This window comes from Kitasatospora sp. NPDC048298, assembly GCF_043201465.1.
GTDB lineage: Bacteria > Actinomycetota > Actinomycetes > Streptomycetales > Streptomycetaceae > Kitasatospora.
In genome coordinates this window covers 17,484-31,545 of the sequence record NZ_JBICYZ010000067.1, presented here as the reverse complement: position 1 = coordinate 31,545, position 14,062 = coordinate 17,484, and the positions used below count along the sequence as shown (strand labels likewise).

At 73.8% G+C, this 14,062-nt stretch carries 12 protein-coding genes and 1 pseudogene; 5 read left to right on the top strand and 8 right to left on the bottom strand.

Features of this window, described 5'->3' with window-relative positions:
* Window positions 1-99: 99 nt before the first annotated feature.
* Together ACGF0D_RS34975 and ACGF0D_RS34970 are read right to left on the bottom strand one after the other, a co-directional pair.
* On the bottom strand, window positions 100-1,371 hold the full coding sequence (locus ACGF0D_RS34975; protein ID WP_392923144.1) for a trans-sulfuration enzyme family protein: 1,272 nt from the start codon (window positions 1,369-1,371) through the stop codon (window positions 100-102).
* A 150-nt stretch (window positions 1,372-1,521) separates the two neighbouring features.
* Complete coding sequence (locus ACGF0D_RS34970) at window positions 1,522-1,890, bottom strand: hypothetical protein (RefSeq protein ID WP_392877658.1); 369 nt, start codon at window positions 1,888-1,890, stop codon at window positions 1,522-1,524.
* Window positions 1,891-2,317: 427 nt separating this feature from the next.
* Between ACGF0D_RS34970 and ACGF0D_RS34965 the strand changes: the two genes are divergently transcribed.
* Window positions 2,318-3,814: an LCP family protein gene (locus tag ACGF0D_RS34965; protein WP_392923141.1), complete on the top strand. Its 1,497-nt coding sequence runs from the start codon at window positions 2,318-2,320 to the stop codon at window positions 3,812-3,814.
* A gap of 83 nt (window positions 3,815-3,897) precedes the next feature.
* On the opposite strand, the gene ACGF0D_RS34960 is transcribed toward ACGF0D_RS34965, so the two are convergent.
* From ACGF0D_RS34960 to ACGF0D_RS34945, 4 genes are all read right to left on the bottom strand, one after another.
* Window positions 3,898-4,557 (bottom strand): zinc ribbon domain-containing protein, encoded by a 660-nt coding sequence (locus ACGF0D_RS34960; RefSeq protein WP_392877661.1) that lies wholly within the window; start codon window positions 4,555-4,557, stop codon window positions 3,898-3,900.
* A 95-nt stretch (window positions 4,558-4,652) separates the two neighbouring features.
* Complete coding sequence (locus tag ACGF0D_RS34955) at window positions 4,653-4,925, bottom strand: hypothetical protein (protein WP_392877663.1); 273 nt, start codon at window positions 4,923-4,925, stop codon at window positions 4,653-4,655.
* Window positions 4,926-5,166: 241 nt separating this feature from the next.
* On the bottom strand, window positions 5,167-6,144 hold the full coding sequence (gene lepB, locus ACGF0D_RS34950) for a signal peptidase I (RefSeq protein ID WP_392923139.1): 978 nt from the start codon (window positions 6,142-6,144) through the stop codon (window positions 5,167-5,169).
* A 62-nt stretch (window positions 6,145-6,206) separates the two neighbouring features.
* Window positions 6,207-6,803 (bottom strand): helix-turn-helix domain-containing protein, encoded by a 597-nt coding sequence (locus ACGF0D_RS34945; RefSeq protein ID WP_392877667.1) that lies wholly within the window; start codon window positions 6,801-6,803, stop codon window positions 6,207-6,209.
* 109 nt (window positions 6,804-6,912) lie between these two features.
* On the opposite strand from ACGF0D_RS34945, the gene ACGF0D_RS34940 reads away from it, so the two are divergent.
* On the top strand, window positions 6,913-7,269 hold the full coding sequence (locus ACGF0D_RS34940; RefSeq protein WP_392923136.1) for a hypothetical protein: 357 nt from the start codon (window positions 6,913-6,915) through the stop codon (window positions 7,267-7,269).
* An 89-nt stretch (window positions 7,270-7,358) separates the two neighbouring features.
* Here ACGF0D_RS34940 and ACGF0D_RS34935 read toward each other — a convergent pair whose 3' ends face one another.
* Window positions 7,359-8,522 (bottom strand): magnesium and cobalt transport protein CorA, encoded by a 1,164-nt coding sequence (locus ACGF0D_RS34935; RefSeq protein ID WP_392923134.1) that lies wholly within the window; start codon window positions 8,520-8,522, stop codon window positions 7,359-7,361.
* Between the two features lie 482 nt (window positions 8,523-9,004).
* Between ACGF0D_RS34935 and ACGF0D_RS34930 the strand changes: the two genes are divergently transcribed.
* Complete coding sequence (locus ACGF0D_RS34930; protein ID WP_392923132.1) at window positions 9,005-10,471, top strand: FAD-dependent oxidoreductase; 1,467 nt, start codon at window positions 9,005-9,007, stop codon at window positions 10,469-10,471.
* Between the two features lie 138 nt (window positions 10,472-10,609).
* Here ACGF0D_RS34930 and ACGF0D_RS34925 read toward each other — a convergent pair whose 3' ends face one another.
* The gene (locus ACGF0D_RS34925; RefSeq protein WP_392923128.1) at window positions 10,610-11,530 is read right to left on the bottom strand and encodes a RimK family alpha-L-glutamate ligase; all 921 of its coding nucleotides are present in this window, start codon (window positions 11,528-11,530) and stop codon (window positions 10,610-10,612) included.
* A gap of 328 nt (window positions 11,531-11,858) precedes the next feature.
* Here ACGF0D_RS34925 and ACGF0D_RS34920 point away from each other — a divergent pair, with 328 nt between their 5' ends.
* Both ACGF0D_RS34920 and ACGF0D_RS34915 read left to right on the top strand, forming a co-directional pair.
* Window positions 11,859-13,460 (top strand): ABC-F family ATP-binding cassette domain-containing protein, encoded by a 1,602-nt coding sequence (locus ACGF0D_RS34920; RefSeq protein WP_392923125.1) that lies wholly within the window; start codon window positions 11,859-11,861, stop codon window positions 13,458-13,460.
* A 197-nt stretch (window positions 13,461-13,657) separates the two neighbouring features.
* Window positions 13,658-14,011: pseudogene (locus tag ACGF0D_RS34915) on the top strand (radical SAM protein); the annotation flags it as partial.
* Window positions 14,012-14,062: the final 51 nt, after the last annotated feature.

Sequence of the window (14,062 nt, the reverse complement as noted above, 5' to 3'; positions counted from 1 at the left end):
CTCGCTCCGACCGTCCTCGCACCGACCTTCCTTGTGCCGACCGAGCTTGAACCGACCGAGACTGTTCGGGGCGGGCCCCACCCCGACGGCCTCCCGGGCTCACACCTTCGCCAGTGCCCGCCGCACGTCCGCCCAGATGTCCTCCGGGTGCTCGATGCCCACCGACACCCGCACCGTTCCCGGACCGATGCCCGCCGCCGCCAACTCCGGGTCCGACAACTGCCGGTGGGAGGTGCTGGCCGGGTGCAGCACCAGGGTGTGCACGTCGCCCAGGGAGGGGGCCAGCGAGGCGAGCCGGACGGACTCGGTGAACGTCGCGGCGGCTTCGCGGCCGCCGGCCAGGTCGAAGGCCAGGACGCCGCCGTGGCCGTCGGGCAGCAGGCGGCGGGCGAGTTCGTGGTCGGGGTGGGTGGGCAGGCCCGGGTAGTGGACGGCGGTGACGGCGGGGTGGGCGGCGAGCCGGCCGGCCAGGTCGAGCGCGGTCTCGCAGTGGCGGCGGACCCGCAGGGCAAGGGTCTGCATGCCGCGCAGGGTCAGCCAGGCGGCGAACGGGTCGGCGCTGGCACCGAGTTCGAGCGAGCGCCGCCAGACCCGCCGGTGCAGCTCCGGGTCGGCGAAGACGGCGATCCCGCCGAGGACGTCGGAGTGTCCGCCGAGGTACTTGGTCACGGAGTGGATCACGATGTCCGCGCCGTGCTCGAGCGGCCGGCACAGCAGCGGCGTCGCGAAGGTGTTGTCCACCACGCTCACCACCCCGGCCCGCCCGGCGACGGCGATCAGCCCGGGCAGGTCGGTGACCCTGGTGGTGGGGTTGGAGACGGTCTCCAGGAGCAGCACCCGGGTGCGGGGCCGCAGCGCGGCCGCCACCCCGGCGGGGTCGTCGCCGCTCACGTAGCTGACCTCGACGCCCCAGCGCTCGGTGAGGTCGGTCAGCGCGCCGATGGTGCCGCCGTACAGGTTGCGCTGGGCGACCACGTGGTCCCCGGCGCGCAGCAGGGCGAGCAGAACGGTGGTGATCGCGCCCATGCCGGAGGCGGTGGCGAGGGCGCCGGTGCCGCCCTCCAGTCCGGCGACGGCCTGCTCCAGCGAGCGGACGGTGGGATTGCCGAAGCGGTTGTAGAAGAAGGCGCCGTCCGGTCCTCCGTGGGCCTCGGCGAGCGCGTCGCCGGTGTCGAAGGCGAACAGGTGGCCCTGGTGCAGCGGGACGCCGAGCGGACGGCTGCCGGTGGCCTCGGCGAGCGGCGGGTGGACGACCCGGCTATCGGGGCGCAGCTCGTCGGGGGCTTCGTACGCGCGGGGTGCCTCGTACGCCTCCGAGACGTCGGAGACTTCGTGGGAGCCGGGGGCCGTGTGGGAGTGGAAGTCGCTCATGGCGGTCATCCTCGGGCGGTCCCGGCACCCGGGCCAGGGCCAATCACCGCCAAGTGGCCCGCCCCGGGCGGTCGTTCCGGCTCCACCGCCCGGAGGGCGGCGGCGACGCCCGGGTCACGGCTGCGGACGGCCCGCGCGGCTCACCAGCGGCTACTTGCGGCGGCTGAAGATCCGCTTGACGGCGTAGACGATCCCGACGATGAGCAGCACCACGAACAGGATGATCAGGATGACCACGACCAGCAGGAACTTGCCCAGCTTGGCGAAGAAGCCCTTTTTCTTCTTCTCGTCCTTGGCCAGGTGCGTGGCATCGGCGGAGGCGGCGCGCGCCTCGGTACGGACCTCCGAACCGGAGGCAGCGGCAGCGGCCCCCACGGTGGCCCCCGGGTTCGCGGCGGCGGCCGCGACGGTGCGGGGCGCGGCCACGGCCGCCGCTCCCGATGCCGCGGCGGTGAGGCCGACGGCGGCCAGCAGGGCCACCAGGGCGCCGGCTATCGAACGTGCGATCCGATCAGTCATCGTGCTCCTCTTGCGAGTCCGGAGCAGCGCGGATCAGCTGATCTGACCAATTTCTCATGGTCTGACCAGCTGGTTTTCCCATCCGCGCCTAGTATGCTCCACTGAAGTTCTACAGCGGTGTAAAAGTTTAGCGACGGGCGGCGCCCGGATCGGCTCCGGCCCCGGGCCACGCGAACCCACCGCTTCGACGGGGGCTTGCGTGGCAACTGTGGAGGATGACGACGTGTCTGGCCGCAAGGGTTCCCCCGAAGCCGAGAATTCGCCGCACCGGGCAACCGGGCGCCGGGCGGCCGGCCGGAGGGACGACCAGCGGAACGGCCGCAGAGACGACCCGGCGGGCGACCGGAACCCGGACGGTGCGAACATACCGGACGGCCGAGCGACGGGCCGCACCCGGAAGAAACCCAAGCGCAGCACCAAGGAGAAGGTGCTCTGGGCGACCGCCGGCTGCACCGCCCTCGCCGTCCTCGGCGGCGGCGCCCTCTACTACCGGCTGAACAGCAACATCAACACCTTCGACGGCGACGCCCTCAGCAAGGACCGCCCGGAGGCCGCGGCCCCGGACGCCCAGGGCCGCACCCCGGTCAACGTGCTGCTGATCGGCTCGGACAGCCGCGGCAACGGCAACAGCGACCTGGGCGGCGGCGGGGACGGCGGCGCCCGCTCGGACACCGCGATCCTGCTGCACGTCTACGCCGACCACAAGCACGCCGTCGGCATCTCCATCCCCCGCGACTCCCTGGTCACCATCCCGCCGTGCAAGCTCCCCAACGGCAAGTGGACCAAGGAGCAGACCAATGTGATGTTCAACAGCGCCTTCTCGGTCGGCGACAGCGATCAGGGCAACCCGGCCTGCACCCAGAACGCCGTCGAGAAGCTGACCAACCTGCGCGTCGACCACACCGTCGTGGTGGACTTCAACGGCTTCGCGTCGATGACCAAGGCGGTCGGCGGCGTCGAGGTCTGCCTGCCGACCGACATCCACGAGGGGGACCTCAACCCCAACCTCGGCCACAAGGGCAAGCTGATCTTCCCCAAGGGCAAGCAGAAGGTCGAGGGCCAGGCCGCGCTGGACTACGTCCGGGTGCGGCACGGCATCGGCGACGGCTCCGACATCGGCCGCACCAAGCGCCAGCAGGCCTTCCTCTCCTCCCTCATCAAGGAGGTCAAGTCCCGCGGCATGGACCCGACCACGCTGCTGCCGCTCGCCGACGCGGCCACCAAGTCGCTGACCGTCGACCCCGGCCTCGGCTCGGCCGCGAAGCTGCTCTCCTTCGTCATGGAGCTCAAGGACGTCGACCTGCACGACATCAAGTTCCTGACCGTGCCCTGGCGTTACGAGGGCCCGCGGGTCGCCCTCGTACACCCCGACGTGGACCAGCTGTGGGCCGCGCTCAAGGCCGACCGCACCATCGACGGGCAGGACGCGAGCGCCCCGGCCGACCCGGGCCCTGCCGCCGCCGTCACCACCGCTCCCACCGCCACCGCGCCGACCCCGGTTTCCGCCCCGACCCCCGCCTCGGACGCCAAGGCGGCCGAGGTGAAGGTCTCCGTGCTCAACAGCACCGGTGAGACCGGGCTCGGCGGCCGGGCCGCGGAGACCGTCAAGGGCGCCGGCTACACCGTCACCGGCGTCGGCAACGCGGTCGGCAAGCCGCGCAGCACCACCGTCGTCGAGTACGGCACCGGCGAGCGCACCGCGGCCGAGGCGGTCGCCAAGCTCTTCCCCGGCGCCACCGTGCAGCCCGGCGGCCGGGGCGTCAGCGTCGTCCTCGGCCACGACTTCGCCGCCGCCAACCCGGCGAGCGCCACCGCGCCGGCCCCCGGCGGCACGGCCACCGCCCCGGCCCCGCTGCCCACCAGCGTCAGCGGCGCCGCCCGCTCGGCCGACGACGACCCCTGCGCCAACCTCTCGTACGGCTGAGCCCGGCCGCACCCCTCGGGCGAACCGCGGTGGGGCACCCAGCCGCGGCTCGCCCGAGGGGCCATGGCTCATCCGAGGGGGTGTCAGCGCCTCGTCCCGCAGGACGGGCAGAACGCGGCGCCGTCCGGGACGTTCTGGTTGCAGCTCGGGCACTGGACGGGCTGCGCCAGCCGGAAGCCGCAGCCCGGGCAGAACGGCGTGCCGTGGGTCTCGGTGTGACACTGCGGGCAGACCAGCTGGCGCGGCGCGTTCACGTCGAACTCGGCCCCGGACTGCTGCCCGGACTTGTACGCCCGCTCGCTGACCGTGTCGTTGAGGCCGCGGTGCTGCGCCGCCATCGCCTCGGCGGCGGTATCCGGGGCGCAGTTGTGGCACAGGCCCTGGGCCGGGTTGAAGCAGCGCCCGCAGACGTAGTGGGTGCACCGGGCGCAACGGTTGAAGTGGGACTGGGCGTTGGCGATGGACCGCTGGAAGGCGGCGTCCCGCGAGGTGCCCCAGGTCTGACCGGCCAGCCCGTCGGCGGCGTTGCCGATGGTGTTGGCGTTGCCGCCGATGAGGTTCCAGGCCGCACTGACGCCCTTGCCTATCCAGCCGGCCACCTGACCGGTCCGGAACGGCTCGAACGTCGAGCGCCAGGTGTCCGAGCAGCGGTAGCAGTAGAACTCGAACTGGAAGCCCGCGCCGGTGCCGTGCTGCTCGCACAGGTCGCGGTAGTTGTTGCTGAAGTAGATCTCCGAAGTCACGTCGTCCCCGGTCGCTAAGTGGCCTGTCAGCGGTCGCTCCCAGGGACGATAGGGGCTCACCGAACGGTTCCGCCAGGAACTCGCGTCCCGCCTGCTCAGAGCCCGGAGACCGGCAGCAGCAGCACCCGCACCGGATCGAACCGCTGCCAGAGCGCGGGCTGTCCGCTGCGGCCGATCCGCAGCCGGCACCAGCGCTGCCCGGCCGCGTCCTGCCACCACGCGCTGATCCGGCCGAGTGCCCAGGCGCCGTCCCCGAGGTCCACCTCGACCGGCTGGTAGACCCACCGGACGTCCCGGTCCTCGGGCTCCGCTTCCGCCGGGCCCCCGGCGCCCTCGGCGCCCCCGGGACTGCACTGACTCTCCATCACGGCTCCGCCTCCCGACCCGGCCCCGGCCGCCGGACGCCCGCTCGGGGCGGCCGGCGGCCGGGGGTGCAGCTCACCTCCTGAACTCTACAGGCGTGTAGAGATCAGCGGGAGGAGTTCCGTCGAAGACGATCGACCCGTGGCCCGTCGGCCGAGCGCCGGGGTGTGGTGCGCCGGGGCGTGGTGGGCCTGGGTGTGGTGGGCCTGGGTGGGCCGGGGCGGTGTGGTCCGGGGTGAACCGGCCTCAGCGTTCCTTGCGCGAGGACCGCCGTCGCCACAGGGCGAGCGGCACGATCCCGGCCAGCGCGGCGGCCTCCGGCGCCGGCGGCTCCTCGAACGGCGCACCGGCCGCGCCCGCCGCCCCGGCCGGCACCTTGTCGAAGGTGTCCGGGACCGGCAGGGTCGACCAGTCGGACAGCGGCCAGGCGACCACGAAGGCCCGGCCGACCACGTTGTCCACCGGCACGAAGCCGTCGCCGGTCTGGTTGTGGTGCCAGCGGGAGTCGCGCGAGTTGTTGCGGTGGTCGCCCATCACCCACAGCTTGCCCTTGGGCACGGTCACGGTGCCGACCGGATCGTCGTCGCAGGGCGTCGAGCCGGGGAACAGGTACGGCTCGTCCAGCGCGACGCCGTTGACCTTCAGCGGCGCGCCGGCCTCGCAGTCGACGGTGTCCCCGCCGACCGCGATCACCCGCTTGATCAGGTCCTTCTCGTCCGCCGAGGGCATCAGGCCGACGGTGCTCAGCACCTTCTGGACAGTGCCCGTCACGGAGTCGCCGGAGGTGGTCGGCGTGCCCTCCAGCCAGCCGCCCGGATCGCGGAACACCACCACCTCGCCGCGCTCGGGCTTGGCGCCGAACCACGGGGTGAACTTGTCGACCAGGACCCGGTCGCCGATCGCGAGGGTCTGTTCCATCGACCCGGAGGGGATGGAGAAGGCCTGGACGAAGAAGGTCTTGATGCCGAGCGAGAGCAGCAGCGCGACCACCAGCAGGATCGGCAGCTCCTGCCAGAACGGCCGCTTCTTCCGGGGGCGTTCGGCCTTCTCCTCGGCCTCCCCGTCGGGCGTCCCGGACACCTTCCCCGCCCCGCCGGCGCCCACGTCCGCGCCCTCTGTCACCGTGGTGCCCGTACCCGCCTGCGCCCGGCCGTCCCGGGCGTCCTCGCGTTCCCCGGCTCCGCCGCCGCTCTCACCGGACTCCGCGCTCCGCTGCACACTCATTTCCTCGGCCCCTCCCGCGGCCTGGCGGGAGCCGGTAGGAAGACCCCCTGTCAGGAACGAACCTACCGAACAGAGGTTCCCGGGCGCGCCCTGACGTGGATGCGCTCACCCTGCGGACCGAACAGGCTGAGGAACTCCACCGGCTGCGGGCCCGCGTTGCCGAAGGCGTGCGGGGTGCGCGTGTCGAACTCGGCGGCCTCACCGGCCGTCAGCACCAGGTCGTGGGTGCCGAGCACCAGCCGCAGCCGTCCGGACAGCACGTACAGCCACTCGTACCCCTCGTGGACCTTCAGCTCCAGCTCGGGCCCGGCGTTCCTGCCCGGTGGCACGATGTGCTTGTAGGCGTGCAGCCCGCCCAGGTGGCGGGTGAGTGGGACGATGGTCTGGCCGTTCCTGGTCACCGGGCGCGGGTGGATCCTCGGGTCCCCGGTGGCCGGGGCGCCGACCAGTTCGTCCAGCGGCACCCGGTACTCCCGGGCCAGCGGCAGCAGCAGCTCCAGCGTCGGCTTGCGCTGCCCGGACTCCAGCCGGGACAGCGTGCTGAGCGAGATGCCGGTGGTGGCCGCCAGTTTGGCGAGGGTGGTGCCGCGCTCCCGGCGCAGCGCCCGCAGCCGCGGGCCCACCGTGGTGAGGACGTTCTCGAGCTCTTCGTCGGCCATGCCTGCCATTTGCCAGCACGGCAATGCCGATTGTCAATCCGGCACACGGGTGAGGTCTCGGCCGCCACCCCTGCGGGTCACCCCCGCCGGTCCCGCCTATCCTCCCGTCATGCGCATCCTCCTCACCCGGGACAGCGTCTCGGCCGGCGACGACGCCGACGCCCCGCACGCCGAGGCCGTCACGCTCCCCGACGGCCTGGACGCCCCGGCGGCACTCGCCGCCCTCGGACTCCCCAGACCCCGGCTCCCGCTGATCGGCGGCGGCCGCGCCACCTGGGTGGTGCGCGGCGCGGACGGCAGCGCGCTCGCCGTCCTCGCCCAGCAGTGGCCGCAGCCCCGCCCGCTCCCGGCCGGCCGGGGCCCGCTCGAGCACCTGGCCGGAGCGGACGGCGCCGTCCGGCTGCACCTCGAGTACCGGCGCCAGACGGACCCGGTGGCCGAGTACGAGCGGCTGCTGCCCGGCTAGGGCGTTCGGTGGTCAGGGCGTGCCGAGGAGCCGGCCGCCAGGCCGTGCCGAGGAACCAGCGGAAGGCTCCGGCCTCGCTCCCCTCGGACCTACAGCCAGTCCCGCTTCTTGAACACCAGGTACAGCCCGGTGCACACCAGCGCCATCAGCCCGATCGCGAACGGGTAGCCGAAGACCCACTTGAGCTCCGGCATCGTCTCGAAGTTCATCCCGTAGACCGTTCCGATCAAGGTCGGCGCGAAGAGGATGGCCGCCCAGGAGGAGATCTTCTTGATCTCGTCGTTCTGCGCGTGCCCCGCCTCGGCGAGCTGCTTCATCTCCTCGTTCTGCCGCTGCGAGACCAGCGTCGCGTTGACGGTCAGGATGTTCTGGAGCATCTGCCGGAAGCCGTCCACCCGCTCGGCGGCGTAGGTGGCGTGGTCGGCGACGTCGCGCAGGTAGCGCTGGAGCTCGTCGTCGGTGCCGTACTTGCCGAAGCCCGCCTCCAGGCTCTTCATGATCTCCAGCAGCGGACGGGTGGCCCGCTGGAACTCGATCACCTCGCGGGACAGCTCGTAGATGCGGCGGGAGACGTGCGGGTCGCCGCCGAACACCTCGGTCTCGATCTCGTCGATGTCGTGCTGGAGGCCGGCGATCACCGGCGCGTAGCCGTCCACCACGGCGTCCAGCACCGCGTACAGCACCGCCTCCGGGCCGAGTGCCAGCAGCTCCGGGTCGTCCTCCAGGCGGCGGCGCACCGCCGAGAGGTCCGGGGCCTGGGAGTGGCGGACGGTGAGCACGAAGTCGGGGCCGACGAAGAGGTGGATCTCGCCGAAGTCGACCTCCTCCGCCTCGTCCAGGTAGCGGGCGGCGCGCAGCACCACGAACAGGGTGTCGCCGTAGCGCTCCAGCTTCGGCCGCTGGTGGGCGACGATGGCGTCCTCGACGGCCAGCTCGTGCAGGTTGAACCGGTCGGCGGCCTCCAGCAGCTGCGCCTCGGCGGGGCGGAACAGGCCGATCCAGGCCATGGTGCCGGGCCGGCCGGGCAGCTCGCGGTAGATGTCGGCGAGGTCGGCGGGCGCCTCCGTCCGGCGGCCGTCCCGGTAGACCGCCGCGTCCACGACGGAACGTTCCAGCGTCACCGGTTCGACGGGCTGGTCGGGGCGCGGGTCCATCGAGTGCTCGGGCGCCGGCTGGGTGTCCGTGGACCGGACGACGGAACGGGAGAACGGACGCTTGCTCGCGCGCACGGCGCGCACACGCCAGTCGGACATGGCGGGGACCTCCACGGTGGATGCCCGGCCGCCGTACGGGAACACGGCGGACCGGAGGCGCCCGGCCGGCCGCCACGCGCACGGCGCGACCGGCGGCGCCTCGTCGGGAGGACGAGGTCAGCGCCGCGCGGGAGCCGTACGGGAGGAGGTGTGCCGGGGGCCGTGAGTGGTGCGGGACAACCGGGGGCGGGGCCGACTTCGGCCCGTACTACTGCACTCCACGGCTCTCACCTCCTCGCCTCCGCGCGCCTGCGCACCGGGAGGGGTGCCAGCACAACCCCGCCGAGTGTAGTACCCGCACGCCCCGGGCTCCGACCGGGGCCCTGCCGCGGACCGCTCCCACCACGCCCACCGCTCACGCCCGCACACCACGGACCGCCCGGGATCGTTCCTCACGCTGTGTCAACGGCCCCGCCGGGCAGGCGCGTTCGTCCGGAGCGAAGTGATCACGGGGAGGAGACGGCGCCACTACGCTACGTGCCATGACTTCTTCGGAGAGGGCCCCGGGGCGGGGAACGGCAGTAGTGATGGGCGGCGGGCTCGCGGGACTGGCGGCCGCGTGGGCGCTGCGCGGGTTCGCCGAGCGGATCGTCGTGGTGGAGCGGGACCGGTACCCGGCGGGGGCGGAGTTCCGGGCCGGGGTGCCGCAGGGCCGGCACGCCCACCTGGTGCTGGAGGCCGGGCACCGGCTGCTGGAGGAGATGATGCCCGGCATCCGGCAGGAGCTGACGGCCGCGGGCGCGCAGCGGGTGGCCGCCTCGGACGTCCAGTGGCTGTGCGCCGCGGGGTGGCTGGCCGAGTACCCGGCACAGGTGAGCTTCCTCTCCTGCACCCGGCCGCTGCTGGACAAGCTGGTGCTGGACCGGATCCGCGCCCACCCCGCGATCGAGATCCTGGAGGGGACGGACGTGGTCGGGCTGCTCGGCTCGGCGGGCGTGGTGACCGGGGTGAAGGTCCGCTCGCGCGGGTCGGCGCACGACTCGGAGCGGTCCGGGGACAGCTCGGAGCGCGACTCGGAGAACGGCTCCGCGCACAACTCGGCGAACGGCTCCGCGCACGGCTCGGCGAACGGCTCGGCGCACGACTCGGTGCGCAGCTCCGAACGCGGCGAAGTCCGGGAGATCCCGGCCGAGTTGGTGGTGGACGCGGCGGGCCGTTCGACCTCGGTGCCGAAGTGGCTCGCCGAGCTGGGCTGCCCGCCGGTACCCGAGGAGCGGGTGGACGCGGGCGTCGCGTACGCCTCCCGGATCTTCCACCGCCCCACCGGGTCCGAGCTCGGGCCGGGCCGGGCGGCCTACCTCCAGACCAAGGCGCCGGACGAGCCGCGCATGGGCGTGCTGCTGCCGGTCGAGGGCGACCGCTGGATCGTCAGCCTCGCCGGGATGCGCGGCGCCGAACCGGGGCCCGGCGAGGAGGGGTTCACCGAGCACCTGGGCCTGCTGCGCGACCCGCTCCTGCACGAGCTGCTGCGGGACGCCGAACCGGCGGGCGGGATACGCGGCTTCCACCCCGGCCCTGGCGTGCGCCGGCACTACGAGCGCAGCTCCCCGGACGGGCTGGTGGTGGTCGGCGACGCCGCGAGCACCTTCAACCCGGTGTACGGGCAGGGCGTCACCGTCGCCCTGTTCTGCGCCCGGGAGCTGCGCCGCACCGCGAAGCGGCACGGCGGGATCGGGCACGCCACCGCCCGGGCCGCGCGGCACGCCGTCGCCGCGGCGTCCAAGATCCCGTGGATGATCTCCTGCGCCGAGGACGCCCGCTTCCACGCCACCACCGGCGCGCCCTCCGGCAGCCTGGTCGGGCTCCAGCACCGGTTCTTCGACAAGGTGCTGGCCGCCAGCACCCGGGACCCGGCCGTCACTTCGGCGTTCCACGAGGTGATGTCGCTGGTGGCGCCGCCGTCACTGCTGTTCCGGCCGCCCGTGCTCGCGGCGATCCTGCGGGCCTGAGCAGGCGAGGCGGCATGGACCCGAGGCGGCATGGACCCGAGGGGGCATTGACCCGAGGAGGCCGCGGACCGTGGGCCCGAGCGGGTCACGGACCGTGGGCCCGAGGGCCTCAGGCCCGGCGCCGGGGGCACCCGGGTGCTACTCGCCGAGGTGCGCCGCGACGTACGGCAGCGCCACCTGTTCCAGGCCACGTCGGCCGAACGCGGGGTGGACGTTGACCTCGAAGACCACGCCGCCGCTCTCGGCGGCGAGGTCCACCCCGGCGAGGTCCAACCCCAGGGAGGCGGCCGCCGCGATGGCCGCCTCCGCCAGCCCGTCGGGCAGGTCGCCGTAGTCGAGCAGGGTGGAGACGGCGCCCCGGCTCTCGTTGCAGGGCGCGTCCGGGTCCGCCTGAACGTGCTCGACCACCCGGACCACCCTCCCGTGCAGCACCACCACCCGGTACTGGTGGCGGCTCCCGTCCGGGAGGACGTTCCGCGCGTCGCGGGCGATCAGCCAGTCCGCTCCCGCCCGCGCGTAGTGCCGCGCGGCAGCGTCGAGCTGGGCACGGGTGGTGACGTGGAAGACGTCGTCCCCGCCCATCCCGACGCAGGGCCGGGCCCAGACGTCGCCGCCGAGCTCCGCGAAGGCCTCGGCGACGGCCTCCGGGCTCGGCTTGGAGAGCGCGATGCTGGGCATGTGCGGCACGCTGTCCCGGAGGAAGCGGGCGACGGTGAGGTCCTTCTCGGTGGCCGCCCGCCACGCCTCGGCGTCGACTCCGAGCGACCGGGCGCCGAATCCGCGCAGCCGCCGCTGGCAGTCCTCGAACGCGCGCCGCCGGTGCGGCGGGATCTCGTACACGATCACCGTGTCGGCGGACACCCTCCGACCGCCCGCCTCCAGCCGGAACCCGCCCTCGACGTCGGCCTCGACCAGGCCGCTGCCGCCGGTCATGAAGTGCCGGGCGTCCAGGTGTACGGGCTCCCGGCCGGTCAGCGTCCGCGCGGCGGCGGCGAGCACCTTCCGGCTGCCTTCGGTCGAACTGTGATCGGTCAGGAGTACGAGGTCTCGTCGGGCCATGCGGACATGCAAGCGATTGCGCCGTGACCACGACAAGAACGCCCCGTGCGCCATCCGCCGAGCCGCATGGCCGAAACGTCGCCACTGCGGGCGGGGCGGCGTGCGCCCGCCAACCCGCCGCGGGCGGGGGAGCGTGCACCGACGACCCGCTCCGGATGGGGGCAGCGTGCGCCGACCACCCGCTCCGGATGCGTCGCCCGTTAATTCGGATGCGCCCGCTCCGCCCCAGCGGCTACCGTGCCCCACATGTCTACGCCCCGAATCTCCTAGCCGACGGACCGCTTCCACGCCACCCGTCTGTCCGCTAGTCGTTTCGGAGCGTTATCCCATGATCACCACCCGTGGTGTCGACGTGCGCGTCGGCGCCCGCCTGCTGCTGTCCGACGTCACCCTGCACATCGCCCCCGGCGACCGGATCGGCCTGGTCGGCCGCAACGGCGCCGGCAAGACCACCCTGCTCGCCACCCTCGCCGGACAGCTGGCGCCCGCCGACGGCACCGTCACCCGGACCGGGGCCGTCGGCTACCTCCCGCAGGACTCCCGCGCCGCCGACCCGTCCGTCACCGTCACCGACCGCATCCTGTCCGCCCGCGGCCTGGACAGCGCCGTCCACGCCCTGCGCGCCGCCGAGGCCGCGATGGCCCGGGCCGGGTCGGCGGCCGAGGAGTGCCGGGCGATGGACGCGTACGCCCGGGCCGAGGCCGGGTTCCAGTCCCGGGGCGGCTACGCCGCCGAGGCCGAAGCGGCCCGGGTCGCGGCCGGACTCGGCCTGCCCACCCGGGTGATGGACTCCCCCGTCGGCACGCTCTCCGGCGGCCAGCGCCGCCGGGTCGAGCTGGCCCGCATCCTGTTCGCCGACCACGGCACCCTGCTGCTGGACGAGCCGACCAACCACCTGGACGCCGACGCCATCACCTGGCTGCGCGGCTTCCTCTCCGGCCACCAGGGCGGGCTGGTGCTGATCAGCCACGACCTCGGGCTGCTCGCCGAGACCGTCAACCGGGTCTTCCACCTCGACCCGCAGCGCGCCACGGTCGACGTCCACAACACCGGCTGGCAGGCCTACCTGACCCAGCGTGCCGCCGACGAGCGCCGCCGCACCCGGGAACGGGCCAACGCCGAGCGCAAGGCCGCCTCCCTGCACGCGCAGGCCGGCCGGATGCGGGCCAACGTCGCCACCGCGACCACCGCCCGCAGCATGGCCCGCCGGGCCGACCGGATGCTCGCCGGACTCGAACCCGTCCGGCAGGCCGAGCGCACCGCCCGGATCCGGCTACCCGAACCCGCCCCGTGCGGCCGGATGCCGCTCGGCGCGATCAGCCTCGCCAAGTCCTACGGCGGCCGGCCGGTGCTGACCGGCCTGGACCTCGCCGTGGACCGCGGCAGCCGGCTGGTCGTGCTCGGCCTGAACGGGGCCGGCAAGACCACCCTGCTGCGCATCCTGGCCGGCCGGGAGACACCGGACTCCGGCCGCGTCGTCCCCGGCACCGGACTGCGGCTCGGCTACTTCGCCCAGGAGCACGACACCCTCGACCCGGCGCTCAGTGTCCGCGACAACCTCGCCGAGGCCGCGCCCGGCCTGACCGACGGCGAACTGCGCCACGTGCTCGGCGCGTTCCTCTTCCGTGGCGACGACGCCGACAAGCCGGCCGGGGTGCTCTCCGGCGGCGAGAAGACCCGGCTCGCCCTCGCCGCCCTGGTGCACTCCGGCGCCAACGTCCTGCTGCTGGACGAGCCGACCAACAACCTCGACCCGGCCTCCCGCACGGAGGTCCTGGCGGCGGTCGGCACCTACCCGGGCGCGATCGTGATGGTCACCCATGACCCGGGCGCCATCGAGGCCCTCCGGCCGGACCGCGTGCTCCTCCTGCCGGACGGCGACGAGGACCTCTGGCACGACGCCTACCTGGACCTCGTCGCACAGTCCTGACGTTCGTTCGCCGCCCGCCCGCCCACCGGGGCTCCTCCCGGCGGGCGGGCGGGAACCTCCGCTTCGACCGCAACCTGTTCGCCGGTCACGGCCTGCGCGCCTCGATCAGGAAGCGCGCCGAGTGGGCGACGAACGGCCATCGAGGTGTCCGTCGGGGTCGGCAACCCCGCCCGCTGATCCCTCGACCGGGCACCTCGATGACCCTCCCCGGCCGGGCAGTCCTGCGGGTCCACCCCACCCGGCGCCGCAATCTCCGCTGCCTGCACTGCTACTCGTCCTCCGGGCCGCACGTCGCGGAGACCACCGGGCCGCCCGTCCTGCAGCAGGCGATGGCCGACGCCGCGGCCCTCGGATACGACGTACTCGGGGTGTCCGGTGGTGAACCGATGCCCTACCGGCCGCCGGACGACCCGCTGCGAACGGCGCGCTCACACGGCATGCGGACCACCGTCACCAGCAACGGCATGCTGCTCACCGGCCGCCGGCTCTCCGAACTGGCGGGCCTCGTCGACGTGTTGGCCATCTCGCTGGACGGCGTGCCGGACAGTCACGTCCGAATGCGCCAGGACCCCCGGAGCTTCGCGGTCATGGAGGCAGGCTCC

Coding starts and splice junctions, on each gene's coding strand:
- ACGF0D_RS34975 (WP_392923144.1), bottom strand. CDS start 1,371: ATGAGCGACTTCCACTCCCACACGGCCCCCGGCTCCCACGAAGTCTCC.
- ACGF0D_RS34970 (WP_392877658.1), bottom strand. CDS start 1,890: ATGACTGATCGGATCGCACGTTCGATAGCCGGCGCCCTGGTGGCCCTG.
- lepB (WP_392923139.1), bottom strand. CDS start 6,144: ATGAGTGTGCAGCGGAGCGCGGAGTCCGGTGAGAGCGGCGGCGGAGCC.
- ACGF0D_RS34945 (WP_392877667.1), bottom strand. CDS start 6,803: ATGGCCGACGAAGAGCTCGAGAACGTCCTCACCACGGTGGGCCCGCGG.
- ACGF0D_RS34940 (WP_392923136.1), top strand. CDS start 6,913: ATGCGCATCCTCCTCACCCGGGACAGCGTCTCGGCCGGCGACGACGCC.
- ACGF0D_RS34935 (WP_392923134.1), bottom strand. CDS start 8,522: ATGTCCGACTGGCGTGTGCGCGCCGTGCGCGCGAGCAAGCGTCCGTTC.
- ACGF0D_RS34930 (WP_392923132.1), top strand. CDS start 9,005: ATGACTTCTTCGGAGAGGGCCCCGGGGCGGGGAACGGCAGTAGTGATG.
- ACGF0D_RS34925 (WP_392923128.1), bottom strand. CDS start 11,530: ATGGCCCGACGAGACCTCGTACTCCTGACCGATCACAGTTCGACCGAA.
- ACGF0D_RS34920 (WP_392923125.1), top strand. CDS start 11,859: ATGATCACCACCCGTGGTGTCGACGTGCGCGTCGGCGCCCGCCTGCTG.